Below are 16,035 nucleotides of genomic sequence, written 5' to 3' on the forward strand. Positions count from 1 at the left end.
TATTCTTCGCACGCATTTGACCTCTCCCAGATTAAAGAGTGCAGGACACTGCTGCAACAGCTAGCGCAAAGGCAATTAGTGCCGGACCTCCAATGGCTTTTCCAAAACCACCAACGAATGCTGGCCCTAAAGCTCTTGCAATCGTGGAAGCAGCTAACCCCCAATTCCAAGCAGAAATTGCGGTTGTGTTTGTATTCCCACGTCACATAGTGACGTATCTTACATAACTACTCAGCAGTCTATCAGAGAGTCTCGCCAGATGCACCACATAAATTGCATTACATGAAAAATATGCTTCTTCTGTCATACACACTCTCAGTGGCGGGTCCACTGCCGCGTCTAATCGCGAGGTCGAGGCCCATGATAGTGGCCACCACGCCGTCGATCTTCTCGGTGGATTTTTCTTTGTCGGGTTTGATGTTCCCGGCAGGGTCGGTGCGGATGAAGATGTTGTCCATCTAAACCTTTCGACGCAAGCCCCTACTTTTTGACGTTAGCCCAAACCTTTTGACGCCCAACCCACGAGCACGCCGGCACACCCCAGAACAGACCACCGACAATTGGGCATAAAAATACCCGGCAGGTGACGCCGTGGGGCGTCCTGCCGGGTGGTAGAAACCTACCGCGGTTCTTCCTCTGGATTGGAACCGATAATCACCGCCGCACCCCATACGGGATAGCGGGCGGTTGGGAGATCGTGGAGATGCGGGGAATCGAACCCCGGTCCGATGTGGCGTCAACGGGGCTTCTCCGTGCGCAGTTTATGCGAACGCTACTTTTCGGCTCCGGTACTTGCATAAACACATATACCGACGAACCTAGTCACGTAAAAGTCCCGCCAGCCCCCGCAACAAGGGCTAGCAGCAGTGGCCTTTTAAGTCGATGCCGGTAACTGAGCCAAAGGCATGCTCAGGCCGACAGACGGCAACTCGCGCTTAGGCAGCGAGTGCGAAGTCAGTGCGCTTAGATTCTGCACTTAATTTTTTGCAGAGGGCGTTAACGAGATAACCCTGCATCCTCGGCACGCTTCACCCATCTCAACTCACATCGTCGAAACCGATCATCCCCCTATGCTTTTATCAAAAAGCCCACCGTCCTCTGAAAGTTTTCCTCAGCGTACCTAGACGCCGCGGTGCCATTCAAACACGGTAGAGATTCAGTATATCTGAGACACTCGAACGGGCGCAAGTCCTCGAGACCTCCCCGATGACGTGCACGCGCCGAGTGCCTGTCCCCAACATAGAGATTCCCAGAAAGCGAAAGGAGGGGCGGAGCCTCAGAAAATCTGAGACTCCGCCCCTCCCCTAACGCGCTCGTCAGGTGGCGTTCTAAAGTTTATTAACGTGCCGGGACGGTCATCAGGTCGTCCGGATCGTCACCGATCTGGCAGACCACGTGGCCGTGACCGTCGCTAGTACCAACCTCGGCGCACTTCTGCATGGTCTGGAAGGCAAAGATATAGACAAAGACCATAATGAGGCCGAAGATAAAGGCCAGAGCACCGGTAATGATACCGGTAATTGCGAAGCCCTGACCCGCGCCGGCAGCCTTGGTCTGCTTCAGCGAGATGATACCCAGAACAACGGCAGCGATGCCAAAGAGCAGGCCGATTGCGAAGAAGCCGGTCAGAAGACCAACAATACCGAGAATCATCGAGGTGATAGCCAGAGCCGGGGTCTTCTTCGATGCCTGGTAGGGGTAGTTGCCCTGCTGGCCGTAGTTGTAGAGATCCTGGCCGGGCTGCTGGTAGGAGTTCTGCTGGTACTGGTAGTTGTTGTACTCACCCGGCTGGCCCTGCTGGGGGTAACCCTGGCCGTACTGGGAAGACTGCTGAGCCGAGGAGTCCTGGCCGTACTGGCCGAACTGGTTCTGGCTCTCCTGACCGTACGAGGACTGGTTGTAGGGGTTCTGGCCATACGAGTTCTGGCCGTAGGAACCCTGAGCGGACGAATCCTGACCGTATGAGGACTGACCGTACGAGGACTGATTGTAGGAGGACTGGCCGTACGCGTCGTTCTGCTGGGAAGAAGCAGGCTGCTGAGCAGCATAGGGGTTCTGCGCGTTCCCCTGGGGGTTTCCGTAGTTATTCTCAGACATCTGTCATTCTTTCTTTCACAGTTGCAGTGAACAGTTTCATCTCGCTCAACGCGCTACGTAGCGCCAAGCCTTACCCACAATTATATAAACAAGCCGCTCTTTGACCACATATCACGCAATTTTTTCATCAGGAGAGCCGCCACGCCCTCCATCCAGCAAATATGCTTCGGAGCCAGTGCGCGCGCTATCCCCGTGAGGAGGCAGCACCGTCTGCCCTAGAAACGGCTCAGGTTCTTGTACTCCGAGGGGCTCAGGGTCTGCTCGTGACCGCCCAGGGTGCACACGTAACCACCATCGGACGTCTCGTGACCGTTGTTGATGCACTCCTGACCCATCATGGCGTTCAGCACGATGACCGCGATGGTCACCGCGGTCACCACGAAGCTCACGACACCGGTCACGATACCGCCAATCGCCAGGCCCTTACCGGAAGCAGCGCCTCGACGCACCTGAACCAGCGCAACAATGCCCAGCACAATACCGGCCAAGCCGAGAGCAACACCGTAGATAAAAATACCGGTCAGAATACCCAAAATGCCGCATACCAAGGAGGCGATAGCCAGCCCCGAGCTCAGCTTCTGTTCCGCAACAGGATGCGGGGTGCGCTCCGCCGCTTCCTGCACCGGTGCGGAAGCGGTGTCTTCGGGCAACGGCTGAACGTTCGAGGACTCAGACATATCGATCTCCTTACATAGATATAGTTTGTGGCGGCGCACGACGGAGCTTGGAATTGTAGACAGCATCCGGTCGGCGCACTATCCACCTACCATTATAGGTAGGGGCACCCACCCTTCCCGAGGGAGAAGAGCGATGCGCCAGTCCCTAGCCGAGGTTGCGGTAACGCATCGCGCGGCGCGCCTCCAGGTCATCCTGACGCTCACGCAAAGCCTGACGCTTATCGTACTCACGCTTACCGGTCGCCAAAGCAATCTCAACCTTCGCACGACCATTCGAGAAGTACAGCTTCAACGGAACCACCGTGTAACCGGTCTCCTTCAGCTTCTGCGCCAACTTATTAATCTCAGAACGATGCAGCAGCAACTTACGGCGACGACGAGCCGCATGGTTCGTCCACGTACCGTAACCGTACTCCGCAATATGAATACCCTCGAGCCACAACTCGTTATCGGTCACCTGGCAGAAACCATCCACAATGGACGCCCCACCATCACGCAGAGACTTCACCTCAGTACCCAGCAGAACAATACCCGCCTCATAGGTATCCACAATGTTGTAGTTGTGGCGAGCCTTCTTATTCTGGGCAATAATCGCGTTATTCGGGTCCTTCTTCGCGTCTTTCTTCTTTTTCTGAGCCATCACTCAATCCTTCACGTCTTAGCTCTCTTCAGCCGCGCGCCCCGAAGCACGCCAGCGAATACCAGCATCAATAAAGGCGTTCAAACCGCCATCCAAAACATTAGAGGTATTACCCTCCTCATAGCCGGTACGCAGATCCTTCACCATCTGGTACGGATGCAGAACATAGGAGCGCATCTGGTCACCCCAGCTTGCCTTAATATCACCGGCAAGCTCCTTCTTCTTCGCATCCTCCTGCTCCTTACGCAACAGCAACAGGCGAGACTGCAGCACACGCAAAGCCGCCGCACGGTTCTGCAACTGCGACTTCTCATTCTGCATCGACACCACAATACCGGTCGGCAAGTGAGTCATACGCACCGCCGAATCCGTCGTATTCACCGACTGACCACCCGGGCCCGACGAGCGGAACACATCCACCTTAATCTCAGACTCGGGAATCTCAATAGCATCCGTCTGCTCAATCAGAGGAATCACCTCAACCGCCGCAAAGGAGGTCTGGCGGCGGCCCTGATTATCGAACGGCGAAATACGCACCAGGCGGTGAGTACCCGCCTCCACCGACAGACGGCCAAAAGCGTACGGCGCGTTCACCTCGAAGGTCACCGACTTCAGGCCCGCCTCCTCAGCGTAGGAGGTGTCCAGCACCTTCGTCGGGTAGCCGTTCTTCTCCGCCCAACGCAGGTACATGCGCAGCAGCATCTCCGCGAAATCAGCAGCATCCACGCCACCGGCACCCGAACGGATCGTCACCACAGCCTCACGCTGATCGTACTCACCCGATAGCAACACCAACACCTCAAGCTCCTCCAGCTTGGCGCGGATCTCACCGCACTCGCGTTCAGCATCAGCGAGCAGCTCGGCGGCAGTCTCCTCATCCTCCGCTTCGGCAAGCTCCACCATCACCTCAACATCATCAATGCGAGAAGACAGCGAACGCAGACGGTTCAGCTCCGACTGCTTATACGACAGTGCGCTCGTCACCTTCTGCGCGTTCTCCACGTCATCCCACAAATCGGGTGCGGCAGCCTGCGCAGACAGGTCCTCAATGGCGCGCTCAATCCCCTCAATATCGCTCACAGCAGCAATAGAGTCGAAGATCGCGCGAAGCTCTTTAATCTCAGCAGAAAAGTCGAAGGATGCCATAGCTTTTAACACTATCGCGAAACGGCCAGAAAGTCCCGCCGTTACAGCCCCCAACAGCCCACAGCGCAGAAGGATAAGGCAGTCAGAGGGCAGAACCCGCGCAACGAAGACATAAAAAGGGCATAAAACGAGGGCGCATCCGCTAGCCGTTACACTACCTTGCGGATGCACCCTCGCAGTCTAGGAGGCTCACAACACACCAATAAGCGAGTGAGCCGATAAGCCCGTGCGCCGATAAGCCCGTGCGCCGTTGATGGACGCACTAATCGGTGGACGGGCCCTGGCTCGTCTTCAAACGCGACGAACCGTGAGCGGTTACCTCAATACCATCAGGCACCAGAATCGACAGCAGCGGCGGACGAATACGAGCCGACAAGTACACGTGCACACTGTGATCAGAATCCACGGACACGTTCTCCAGACGCAACGCCTGAAAATCCTGCCCCGGCTGAACCTCAGCCAGGTACGCACTCGCATACTCCCACGCCGCCGAACCACTCGCCTCATCCGGAGTGCGCATCGTGCGGGTAATCGAGTTCGCCTGAGCGTCCGCCATATCCTGCAGATGCTGAGTCTGCAGATACGCGCCCGTAATCGCCACCGTCACCGAACCGATGAGCAGAAGCAACGCCAGCATGCCCACAATCAGCGGGGCAATGCTGCCCTCTTCCGGGTCTGAGGCGATCGGGTCAGCGGCGAGCGCCCGGCTCTTCGCACGGGCACGAACCTGTAGACGGGCACGACGGTATGCGTTAGCGTAGCGCTCCCGCACAGTCGCGAACAGGCGAGCCGGCGAGCCATTAGGAATCAGCATGACCAGACCCCCAACTCGTCGCATGAGAACTCACCGGAATCACGCCGCCACCCATAAACGAAGGCAGCAGCGGCAGACGCGCCTGAACCGTCACTGTGGCGTACGCTTTCGTACCCGAGACGCACTCCCCCGACGCACAGCTCAACGACACGCTCACATCGGAGGGCTCAACCCCGTAATCGGCGGCAGCATGCACCGCCAGACGCTGAGCCAAATCCGGGCCAACCGACGAGTCCTGCGGCTGCTCCTGCACATACAGCACCACCTGGGCGCTCGCCGCATGAGCCGCCATTACCGAAGACTGCAAGCTAAAAATCGTCAGAATGCCGTAGAGCACCGGGATCAACAGGGTAATACCCAAACCCAGGAACTCCACGATGGCGCTACCCTCTTCAGAGTCGTGTTGCTCAGAAAGAGACCGATTAGAACGGCTCTTCAGGCGTTCCTTCACCCGCTGCCGAAGCGAAAAGTCACTAATCACCGGAACGATGCTCCGCATAAATCGCATGCCCCTTCACCTCAATAGAATCCGGAAAACCCCACGGACCCAGCACCGGCAACGGCGACTTCACCGTCACCTCCAAAGTGCGCACCCCCGTAGAATCACTACTCTGACGGTACGAAATATTCTCAGCATACGAAGACGGAAGAACCCCCTCAATCATCTGACGAGTACGCTCCATGCCCTCCTGCGGAGTGCGGTCACGCATCGTACCGTAACGTGCCCCAGCCGCCGCAGCATCCACCAACATGGTTCGTGCATACAGGGCGAAAGAAACCTGCAGAATCGCCATGGTCAGCAACACCAACAGCGCACCGACCATGACGAATTCCGTGCTGGCGTCACCGCGCTCGCTCTCCTCCACAGAATATTCCGCGGAGGATAGCTCAGCGGCAGTCAGTTCAGAAGCGATGCGAGGCTTACGCATTACTGGTGAACCAGAGCAATCGCATCGTTGAACATCTTGGTCAGAGCGGGCTGAGCAATCGCCAAGATAGCGGCAACCAGCACGGCGCTCATCATGGTAATCATGACCCAGCCGGGCACGTCGCCGCGCTCGGGATCATCCTGCTTGTTCTTCAGGCGCAGAGCCAGCACAGATGCGATAGCCAGGGCGATCAGCACGGTGAGGGTGGTGCGGAAACGACGGAACATGATTTTCTCCTTCTATCAAAGGGTGTAGTGTGTGGTTGGTGCGGCGCGCCGGGCAATCAGCCCAGCCCACCGCGGCGCGGCCGGTACGGTGTGTACCCGCCGCAAAATCTAAAAGTTCAAACGCATGAGCGACAAGCCCGGGAAGACCGCAAAAATTACGGTCAGCGGCAGGATAAAAAACACCACAGGGGCGAGCATCGCAATCTCCTTCTTACCGGCTGTTTCCATCAGCTCACGTTTAGCGTTATCGCGCACATCCTGAGCCTGCGCACGCAACACATCAGCCAGAGGGGTACCGCGCTCAATCGCAACAGCAATACCCTCAACGAAGCGGCTCAACGCCGGAACGCGAGTACGCTCCGCAAACTCCTGCAGCGCGCTCAGCAGCGAAACGCCGGTGCGGGTCTGCGCCAAAATCTCAGAAAACTCACGAGCCAACTCACCGCGAGAGGTCAAACAGATACGCTCCAAAGCCGCCAGCGCCGACTCGCCCGCCGTCACCGACAGCGCCATCATCTCCGCCAGCGCCGGGAACTCAGCAACCAACTGCTTCTCACGCTTAGTCACCGCCTCACCCAGCCACCAGTCACGTGCCAGAAAGCCGCTCAAACCGCTCACCAGCACCAGCGCAACCGCCACCGGGAGTGAGAAACGCTCCTGCAGCACGCCTACCACCGTCAGCGCGCTCATAACGGTAACGCCGGCCAGGCTCCAGAGCAGCTGCTCGGCGCGGAATGCGCTCAGGCTCTGGGAAGACCCCGCCCGGCGCAGACGCTCCAGTACAGAGCTGTCGCTCAACGAGGAGCCGTTCAGTGTCGCGGAAAGCGAGCGTAGTAGCGGCGCGCAGAAGGCCGAGAGGGCCTCCATCAGGCTGGGTTCGCGACGCTCCTGCTCCCTCAGCAGAGACTCACGCAGGGTCTCACCGCGAAGCTGCGATGCCACGCGATCGGCGAAGGAAACGCTTCGAGTATTCAGAACCGACGAAAGAATCAGGCCCAGGCCGGCCGCCAGCAACAGGGCAAACACAATGGGAAGGTTCATCCGAAGACCCTCCGTTCGCGCGGAAGCTCACCGATGCGAAGCATCAGACGATAGGCTGCCAGCGAAACCGTCGCCCCGGCCATCATGAGCACGGCCCCGGCAAAGGAGTTGTACACCATGCGCGCCGCCGGCTGCGTAGCCATCAGGCAGAGCACGAACCAGGGGGCCACGCACGAGAGCCGGGCCGCATTCACTGTCCAGGATTGGCGGGCCAGAAGCTCTGAGCGGGTGCGGGCATTATCGCGCAGAAAATCGCTGAGCGTGCCCAGCAGCTTGCCCAGGTCAGAGCCTCCCACCTCGCGAGCAATTTTGAGAGCCTCGATGATGGTGTCCGCAACCGGGTCCGAGAGGTATTCCTTCAGACGGTTCAGCGAGGGCACGAACTCGCCCGAGGCGCGATAGTCACGCGAGAAATGGGCGAAGGCCCCGCGAAGTTCCTCCGGGCCGCGGTAGGAGAGCTGAATCAGTGCCTCCGGCAGGGAGAGGCCCGCACGAATCGCCGAACGCAGGTGGTCGACGGCATCCGGCCACAGCTGCCAGATGCGTGCATCCGCGGCACGGGCGCGATGATTCACCACCACGCGAGGGGCCACCAGCCCGGCGATAAACCCGAGCACGCCCAGGGCCACCAACTGGCTAACCAGCAGAAGCAGCAGGGACAGGGCGACGGCGCTCGCAAGGCTCACCCAGGTGAAGGTTCGAGGGGTCAGCGTGTGCATCCCGGCCTTGCGCAACGCCACGACCAGCGCGGGGTCGGCGGCCTCGCGGACCGGTTTCTGCCCCTCCGGAAAACAGGAGAGGTACACCAGGCACACGCCGATGCCCAGAATTAGGCTGAGGAAAAGCGGCATCACTGCCCCGCTTTCGCGAGGGCCAGCACCTGTTCGGGACGATGTCCCGCACGTACCCAGCGTTCGGCGTTCGGCAGTTCCAGGGCCACGCAGACCATGCGCCCATCACGTCGCACAAATAGCGGCGACATCTCAATCACCCCGTCCTCGACACGACCGCCGAGCATGCTAATCTCCTCGACCCGGCGCTGCCCGCGGGTATCGCGGCCGCAGTGAACCACGATGTCAAAGCACGAGGCCACGGTGGGCACCACGAATGAGGAGGAGATATTCTCGCCCGCCAGTAGCGGCAGGGTGCAAATCTTTGTCACGGCGTCGCGTGCCGAGTTCGCGTGAATCGTGCACATGCCGGGCAGACCCGCGTTGAGCGCAATCAGCATGTCCAGAGATTCTGCCTCGCGTACCTCGCCAATGAGGATGCGGTCCGGGCGCATACGCAGGGCCTCCTTGACCAGGCGGCGCAGCTCAATGGCACCGGTACCCTCAAGGTTCGGCTGACGGCATTGCATGCCCACCACATCTCGCAGCGGCACGGATAGCTCAAAAATCTCTTCGCAGGTGACCACGCGTTCCCGCGGCGGAATCGAGGCAGAGAGGCAATTGAGCATTGTGGTCTTGCCCGACTGGGTTGCACCCGAGACGAGGATATTCATGCCGCTCTCCACCGCAGCGTGCAGTAGTGAGGCGGCACCGGCGCTCAGGGAGTTCATGCGGACCAGATCGGGCAGGCGGCGGGCCCGCACCACAAACTTACGGATGTTGATGCTCGTGTGCCTGCGGGTGATATCCGGGATTACCGCGTGCAGTCGGGAGCCATCCGGCAGGGAGGCATCCACGAAGGGAGAGGAAAGGTCCAGGCGACGGCCCGAGGGCTTGAGCATGCGCTCCAGCAGGCTGTTGATGGCCCGGGGGCTCAGATGCAGGCCGGTAAGCTCGCTTTCGCCGTTGCGCGCGATGAAGATTTCATCGGGCGAGTTAATCCAGATCTCCTCAACGCTCTCATCATCGAGGAAGGGCTGGATGACCCCGAAACCGCAGATTTCATCGTGGAGCCGCTGGATGACGACGCTCCGCTCCCCCACATCGGGCAGGGAGACGCGGGTGCGCTTCTGCTCATATTCGTCCAAACATTCACCGATGAGCGCGCGTACGGCATCCCGGTCCTCTCGAGGGTCCAGGTTGCGACGGCGCATGGCCTTGCGAATGTTCTCCTCAAGTAGAGCCAGGTGTTCCATTTTGGTATTCGGAACGGTGTTCTCCATTGAAATAATCCGATGCTGCGGTGTGTGGTGGCGTTACATGCAACTTTGCGACTGTAACCTATTACTTCCATCATCCTAGCCACAAGGCATCAAATTTATCAAAACTATATATTTCGCTACTTAATATTTACAGGTGTAGTTTTTCGATATTTTCTATCGTGATATGCGCCATTTCTACGCGGGGAATACCCGGATCAGTACAAACGCCCTAGTCAATCGCCGCAAGTATTCTTCTCCGCCTTTGGGAGGTAGCTTGCAGCATCTAGCACCCAGCCCATCTTCCTACCGCGAATACCTGCGTAACATTTGGTGCTTTATCCACACCGCGGATTTGGCCAGGACCATCCGCGCTGTCCCTCACGGGCCGATAACCCCGCAACGAAAGAGCGCAGTGACAGGGCACGGCAAAGGGGCGTGCACTCCCCTCACGGGAATACACGCCCCATCACAAGCGATACATCTAGCGGTTAGTCGCCGCCACGAATCACCTTCACAGCTTCCTTAATCGGACCGTCAAAACGCAGGTTACCGTGCTCCAGCACCACGCCGCGGTCACAAATCTTAGAAACCAAATCCAGGTCATGGCTCACCACGGCAAGAGTCTTACCGGCAGAGCACAGCTCCTGAATCTTCGCAATACACTTCTTCTGGAACGGCTCATCGCCCACCGCAAGAATCTCATCCACCAGGAAGATATCCGGGTTCGTATGAACCGCAACCGAGAAGGCCAGACGCAGGTACATACCCGAAGAGTAGAACTTCACCTCGGTATCGATAAAGTCGTGAATCTCAGCGAAATCCACAATCGAATCGAAGGAAGCCTCAATCTCATCCTTGGTCATACCCAAAATCGCGCCGTTGAGGTACACGTTATCGCGGCCGGTCAGATCCGGGTGGAAACCAGCGCCCACCTCAATCAGACCCGCAATATTGCCGCGAGTCAGAACCTCACCCTCGTCGGCGCGCATCACGCCAGAAATCATCTTCAGCAACGTGGACTTACCCGAGCCGTTCAGACCCAGAAGAGCCACACGCTCACCCTGACGAATATCCAGGCTCACGCCGTTGAGCGCATTGAATTTCTCCGAAAGATCACCCTTGCGGCCCTTAATCAGCCACACAAAAGCTTCCTTCATCGAACGGGTGTGGCGCAGAACGAAGCGCTTCACCAAATTCTCCACGTGAATCACCACGGGAGCGTCCGGGCTCACCGGCGGGAACTCAAGCTTCTTAATATCCACAGAATCAGAGCTCCTGGGCGAAGTTGCCCTCAAACTTACGGAAGAGCAAATCACCAATCAAAACGGTCAGCAGAGAAATACCAATGGCAATCGGAGTCCAGAAGCTGAAGAGATGCGGAACCACCTGCGAAGCAGGAAGCGCCAAATCCTCAGGACGGAGCGTCGGATGCCAGAAGCCATAGTGGAACAGCTCCACCGCAACGGTCAGCGGGTTAATCATGAACACGTTGAACACCCACGGGTAGAGAGTGTCACGCACCATGGTCCAGGAGTACAGCACCGGCGAGAACCAGGTAGCCACCATCAGCAGCATGTCCACAATGTTCTCCGAATCTCGGAAGAACACGTTAGCCACACCGAAAATCAGACCCAGACCATAGGACAGCAGCATCACGATGAGCATGCCCGCCAGAATCGACCCGAAAGCCAACGCGGACGGATGCCAACCCACCGCAAAACACGCCAGGAGCATGACCACAATCTGCGGCACAAAATGCACCAGAGCCACCCACACCGTCGACAGCGAGAATAGCTCACGCGGCAGGTAAATCTTGCGAATCAGAGCGCTGTTAACCACCATGGCGCGAGCACCATTGCCGAACCCCTCCGAGAAGAAGTTAATAGCAATCATGCCCGAGAATAGGTACACCGCATAGTTGTGCATACCGCGTTCCAGGCCAAGGAAAAGACCCATGGCAATGTAGAACACCAGGAACTGCACGCCCGGCTTAATGTACGACCACAAAATACCCAGCACCGAGCCGCGGTAGCGGACCTGGATTTCCTTATCGACCAGCAGTCGAAGCAGGTAGCGATTCTTCATCGCATCCAGAATGCCGCGGCCGCGACCGGGCGCCTTCAGGGGAACAGACTTCAAATCGCTCATCGGGTCAGCTCAGAATCCGTATGCTCAGCAAAGGTCTTAGCCCACGCATCGTAGGAGGCAACCTCTGCGGCCTTCGAACGGTACAGGTCGCGCAGCTTCTCCCAGCCGGTCACCAGCTGAGCGTGCAACTTCGCGGCGTGAATCAGCTTCGACTTCAGCTGCTCGGGGTCACGACGGTACCAGAAGAGACCGGTACCCTCAGCGTTCGTGGCCAGAGCCGAGTCGAACTTCGACAGGGTCCACCAGTTGGTTTCACCGTAGTTCAGCTGAATCTGCGGATGCGCCTTCGCTTCTTCGCTCACGGGCTTGAAGAGCTGGCGACCCACGGTCTTCGCGGTCCACGAAGCAAGCTTCTTGTAGCCGGGGGATGCGAAGGAGCGGCGACCGCGGAACGGCGGCTTCTTCGACTGGATAGCCGGGAAGTCATCCACGTTCGGCTTCACCTGAGACTCCGGGTACTCCTTAGCCATCGCGCGAATCACCGGCAGACGCTTCGAGAGCGAGGGGTGCAGGTGATCGGGGCCCGACAGCAGGTCCTCGAGAGCCAGCAGACGGCCGGCCTCGGTGTAGTACTGCATCGACAGGGTGTGCTTGACGTCAAGGAACAGCGAATCCAGCAGCACGCGGCCACCCTTGTCGAAGGGAGAGTGCAACAGGGCCGTGATGAGACGGTTACGCTCGTGGTAGTAAGCCTGCCAGCCGACGGAATCGTCCTTATCGGTCCAGGACACGTGCCACACGCCGGCGCCGGGGAAGGACACGGTCGCGAAGCCCGCGGCCTTAGCGCGCAGGCCGTACTCGGCGTCGTCCCACTTCAGGAACAGCGGCAGGGACAGGCCAATCTCCTTGATGACCGCGGTCGGGATGAGGCACATCCACCAGCCGTTGTAGTCCACATCCACGCGGCGGTGCAGCCACGGGGTGTTACGCAGGTTGTGGTGGCCCAGGTTGTGGCCCATCGCCATGTCTTCGTGCGGCTTAGCGTAGAAGTTACGCCACGGATCCACGACCTCACCGAACGCGTGCAGGACCGAGCGGTCGAACATGTCAAACATGTGCGCGCCCACGATGGTGGGCTCCTTGCAGTAGTTTGCGAAGGTCACCATGCGCAGAATCGACTCGGGCTCAACGATAACGTCGTCATCCAGCAGCAGCACGTAGTCGGAGCCGTTGTTCACGGCCTCGAACATGCCGCGCGAGAAGCCACCGGAACCGCCCAGGTTGCCCTGATTAATGATGCGGAACTTGCCCGCCAGAGGCTTGACGACCTCTTCGAAGTCCTCGTGGTCCTGAACCTTCTGGGTGCCCTGGTCGACAATCAGGAACTCGTGCACGGCATCGAAAATCTCGGGGCTCTCGCCCAGCGCACGAATGTTGTTGATGCAGTACTCCACCTTGTTCATGGTGGTAATCTGCACGGTTGCCTGGCCGGCCTTCACGTCGGCGCGGGGCTCGATATCGCCCAGCCAATTTGCCTCGATCAGCTCGAGGTCGGTGGTGCCTGACAGGTCGAACCAGTACCAGCCACCGTCACCGAAGGGTGCCAGGGGCATCGTGAAGGTGGTGGTCTCCTCGCCGGAGAGCAGCTTGGCGTCCACACGCTGGATCACGCCACGGCCATTGGACTTGTACACAATGACCATGCCCTCGCCACGGGTCTGAACGCTCAGGGTGACCTTCTTCAGGTCGGTCCAGCGGCGCCAGTACGAAGCGGGGAAGGCGTTGAAATAGGTACCGAACGACAGGCTCTGGCCCGCGCTCACGGTGATGGAGCGGCGGCTGTTCAGGCTGTTCGCGGCATCACGGTTCGCGCTAGCGTTCGATACAGACTGACCGGAGGTGTTCATCGCCTCCGCGATGGAGGTCGAGGCGTCGCCGTCGATACGGGTGGGCAGCTGAACGCCGGTTGCAACGCCCGCATCCACGTAGAGGGGCACGACGTCGGTCTCAACCGCGCTCGGGAAAATGACCCGCTGCAGAGTCTTCAAAGTCTGAGTAGCCATAACTATGCGTCCACACCACCGGATTCGATCTTGGCACCGTCGGTGAAGTGCGGGCGGATCTTGTTGTCAAACATCGACAGTGCCGAGGCGATGGCCATGTGCATGTCCAGGTACTTGTAGGTACCCAGGCGGCCACCGAACAGCACGTTATCCTCACCCTTAGCCAGGTCGCGGTAAGCCAGCAGCTTCTCGCGATCCACGGCAGTGTTCACCGGGTAGTAGGGCTCGTCACCCTTGTTAGCGAAGCGGGAGAACTCACGCATAATGACGGTTGCGTCCTTGGTGTAGTCACGCTCCGGGTGGAAGTGACGGAACTCGTGGATACGAGTGAAGGGGACGTCAGCATCGGGGTAGTTCATCACGGAGCAGCCCTGGAAGTCCTCGATCGGCAGAACTTCTTCTTCCAGGTCGATGGTGCGCCAAGACAGATCGCCCTCGGCGTAGTCGAAGTAGCGGTCCACCGGGCCGGTGTAAACCACGGGAATCTGGCCGAGTACGTTCTCGCGGGAGTACTCGTGGCCGGGCTCGAAGAAATCGGTGTTCAGGTGAACCTCGATGTTCGGGTGTGCGGCCATGCGCTCCAGCCAAGCGGCGTAGCCGTCGACCGGCAGGCCCTCGTACTTATCGTTGAAGTAGCGGTTGTCGTAGGTGTAACGCACCGGCAGACGGGAAATGATGGATGCGGGCAGCTCCTCCGGCGGGGTCTGCCACTGCTTTGCGGTGTAGTGCTTGATGAAGGCCTCGTACAGGGGGCGACCAATCAGGGAGATGCCCTTATCGTTGAGGTTCTGCGGGTCGGTACCAGCCAGCTCGCCAGCCTGCTCAGCAATCAGCGCCTTTGCCTCTGCCGGCGAGTAGGCGGCGTTGAAGAACTGGTTGATGGTACCGAGGTTAATCGGCATGGGGTACACGATGCCGTTGTGGCGGGTGTACACGCGGTGCACATAGTTCGTGAAGTCGGTGAAGCGGTTCACATACTCCCACACGCGCTCGTTGGAGGTGTGGAACAGGTGAGCGCCGTAGCGGTGCACCTCAATGCCAGTCTGCTTCTCCTTCTCGCTGTATGCGTTACCGCCAATGTGGGAGCGACGGTCCAGCAGAGCGACTTTCAGGCCCAGCTCGGTGGCGGCCTGTTCTGCGATGGTCAGGCCGAAGAGGCCCGATCCGACAACTACGAGGTCAGCAGTCAATGTTTTCTCCTGTATTATCACGGCGCCCCGGCCCCTATCGGGGCTGGTTTTCGCCTTCCAGACCGGGCATTTCCCCGCTGGTTCGGGGAGGGCACGATCCGCGTGGGCGGGGCACACCTTGCCCCTCCCACGATGGATATAGTCATACTCTAAGATACCCGCTTATCAACTGGTCCGCATACTTATGACATGATTTTCGGTACTTTTGGGAACTAGTTTTTGCGCTATTGGTCGTTGGGTTCCGGATTGACATGAACGGGATTAGCACGCATCTGAAGATTTTTATTTGCCCTTCAGAATAAGAACTTCGGAAGCTGCGCGAAACAGGGCGGGAAATTATTTACGCGTAAATATTCACTTGAGGGGCAGACAAGCTCACTACCCAGAAGAGACCATTCATGGAACGGCGCGCGCCCACCGACCGTATGCGCACAAGCCGACCGTATGCGCACAAGCCGCGCACCGGGGTCGATCGCGAAAATCACCCCGGGTAGCCTTTCGAGCAAATATGCAGTATCCACAGAATTTAAGATATTTAGATAACAAAAACGCATTATTCGAATATTTATGTCATCTTAAATGGCATATATTGAGCATTAGTTCACTATGGGTTTACCTATAGGCATGACTCTCTATTTTCTTGACTGCGCCAAAACCTCCGCAGAACGCCCCTACCCTCGCGTCGTGCGGGTCGAAGGTGAACCGGGTAGGGCCGAAAGCATGACGCTGGCCCGGGCAGAAAAACGCCTGGAGCACGATTTGGCCGCCGCTCTACAAGAACAAATCGCAAGCGGTAAGAAGCATCTGAGCCTGCCTACACGGGGCGAACGCTCCAGAGAAGAGGAAAATACCACCGGTGCGGGCAACAGTGGGCGGGCCATCAGCCTTCTCTGCGTTCTGCGCGGCCCGGACGCCGGCAAGTCCTTCCCGATTCTCCGCGGGGACACCACGCTGGGCAGGTCCCCGCGCGGACGACGAGGAAAAGCCGGGCACGTGCATCTGCGAGACCCCTTCCTACGAGGGGTTCACGG

The 16,035-nt window shown here is 58.6% G+C and carries 16 protein-coding genes and 1 other RNA gene; all 17 read right to left on the reverse strand.

Annotated features, from left to right (window positions below; translation table 11 throughout):
- Positions 1–278 precede the first annotated feature (278 nt).
- Positions 279–458, reverse strand: coding sequence for a hypothetical protein (locus HMPREF2944_RS08510; RefSeq protein ID WP_070682399.1), 180 nt, complete (start codon positions 456–458; stop codon positions 279–281).
- Between the two features lie 237 nt (positions 459–695).
- Positions 696–1,068, reverse strand: a transfer-messenger RNA (tmRNA) gene (ssrA, locus tag HMPREF2944_RS08515).
- A gap of 270 nt (positions 1,069–1,338) precedes the next feature.
- Positions 1,339–2,097 (reverse strand): DUF4190 domain-containing protein, encoded by a 759-nt coding sequence (locus HMPREF2944_RS08520; RefSeq protein ID WP_070682402.1) that lies wholly within the window; start codon positions 2,095–2,097, stop codon positions 1,339–1,341.
- Between the two features lie 215 nt (positions 2,098–2,312).
- Positions 2,313–2,774 (reverse strand): DUF4190 domain-containing protein, encoded by a 462-nt coding sequence (locus tag HMPREF2944_RS08525; protein WP_070682404.1) that lies wholly within the window; start codon positions 2,772–2,774, stop codon positions 2,313–2,315.
- Between the two features lie 145 nt (positions 2,775–2,919).
- Complete coding sequence (smpB, locus tag HMPREF2944_RS08530; RefSeq protein ID WP_005508591.1) at positions 2,920–3,414, reverse strand: SsrA-binding protein SmpB; 495 nt, start codon at positions 3,412–3,414, stop codon at positions 2,920–2,922.
- An 18-nt stretch (positions 3,415–3,432) separates the two neighbouring features.
- Complete coding sequence (prfB, locus tag HMPREF2944_RS08535) at positions 3,433–4,560, reverse strand: peptide chain release factor 2 (RefSeq protein WP_049362115.1); 1,128 nt, start codon at positions 4,558–4,560, stop codon at positions 3,433–3,435.
- Positions 4,561–4,822: 262 nt separating this feature from the next.
- The gene (locus HMPREF2944_RS08540; protein ID WP_083313111.1) at positions 4,823–5,398 is read right to left on the reverse strand and encodes a pilus assembly protein TadG-related protein; all 576 of its coding nucleotides are present in this window, start codon (positions 5,396–5,398) and stop codon (positions 4,823–4,825) included.
- On the reverse strand, positions 5,361–5,882 hold the full coding sequence (locus HMPREF2944_RS08545; protein ID WP_070682407.1) for a pilus assembly protein TadE: 522 nt from the start codon (positions 5,880–5,882) through the stop codon (positions 5,361–5,363). The genes HMPREF2944_RS08540 and HMPREF2944_RS08545 overlap by 38 nt, the downstream gene beginning before the upstream one ends.
- Entirely contained in the window at positions 5,848–6,303 is a 456-nt protein-coding gene (locus HMPREF2944_RS08550) for a TadE family protein (RefSeq protein ID WP_049344011.1), read from the reverse strand. The genes HMPREF2944_RS08545 and HMPREF2944_RS08550 overlap by 35 nt, the downstream gene beginning before the upstream one ends.
- The gene (locus HMPREF2944_RS08555; RefSeq protein WP_005505403.1) at positions 6,303–6,530 is read right to left on the reverse strand and encodes a hypothetical protein; all 228 of its coding nucleotides are present in this window, start codon (positions 6,528–6,530) and stop codon (positions 6,303–6,305) included. The genes HMPREF2944_RS08550 and HMPREF2944_RS08555 overlap by 1 nt, the downstream gene beginning before the upstream one ends.
- Positions 6,531–6,638: 108 nt before the next feature.
- On the reverse strand, positions 6,639–7,571 hold the full coding sequence (locus HMPREF2944_RS08560; RefSeq protein ID WP_070682410.1) for a type II secretion system F family protein: 933 nt from the start codon (positions 7,569–7,571) through the stop codon (positions 6,639–6,641).
- On the reverse strand, positions 7,568–8,422 hold the full coding sequence (locus tag HMPREF2944_RS08565) for a type II secretion system F family protein (protein ID WP_049344005.1): 855 nt from the start codon (positions 8,420–8,422) through the stop codon (positions 7,568–7,570). The genes HMPREF2944_RS08560 and HMPREF2944_RS08565 overlap by 4 nt, the downstream gene beginning before the upstream one ends.
- Positions 8,422–9,684: a TadA family conjugal transfer-associated ATPase gene (locus HMPREF2944_RS08570; RefSeq protein WP_049333322.1), complete on the reverse strand. Its 1,263-nt coding sequence runs from the start codon at positions 9,682–9,684 to the stop codon at positions 8,422–8,424. The genes HMPREF2944_RS08565 and HMPREF2944_RS08570 overlap by 1 nt, the downstream gene beginning before the upstream one ends.
- 467 nt (positions 9,685–10,151) lie before the next feature.
- Positions 10,152–10,925: an ABC transporter ATP-binding protein gene (locus HMPREF2944_RS08575; RefSeq protein ID WP_005505398.1), complete on the reverse strand. Its 774-nt coding sequence runs from the start codon at positions 10,923–10,925 to the stop codon at positions 10,152–10,154.
- Between the two features lie 4 nt (positions 10,926–10,929).
- A complete protein-coding gene (locus tag HMPREF2944_RS08580; protein ID WP_049333323.1) occupies positions 10,930–11,811 on the reverse strand; it encodes an ABC transporter permease in 882 nt (293 codons plus the stop codon).
- Positions 11,808–13,814: a glycosyltransferase gene (locus tag HMPREF2944_RS08585; RefSeq protein WP_070682412.1), complete on the reverse strand. Its 2,007-nt coding sequence runs from the start codon at positions 13,812–13,814 to the stop codon at positions 11,808–11,810. The genes HMPREF2944_RS08580 and HMPREF2944_RS08585 overlap by 4 nt, the downstream gene beginning before the upstream one ends.
- Positions 13,815–13,816: 2 nt before the next feature.
- The gene (glf, locus tag HMPREF2944_RS08590; protein ID WP_049333325.1) at positions 13,817–15,004 is read right to left on the reverse strand and encodes a UDP-galactopyranose mutase; all 1,188 of its coding nucleotides are present in this window, start codon (positions 15,002–15,004) and stop codon (positions 13,817–13,819) included.
- Positions 15,005–16,035 lie beyond the last annotated feature (1,031 nt).

The sequence above is a fragment of the Rothia sp. HMSC072E10 genome, assembly GCF_001813965.1.
In the GTDB taxonomy this organism is placed as follows: domain Bacteria; phylum Actinomycetota; class Actinomycetes; order Actinomycetales; family Micrococcaceae; genus Rothia; species Rothia mucilaginosa_A.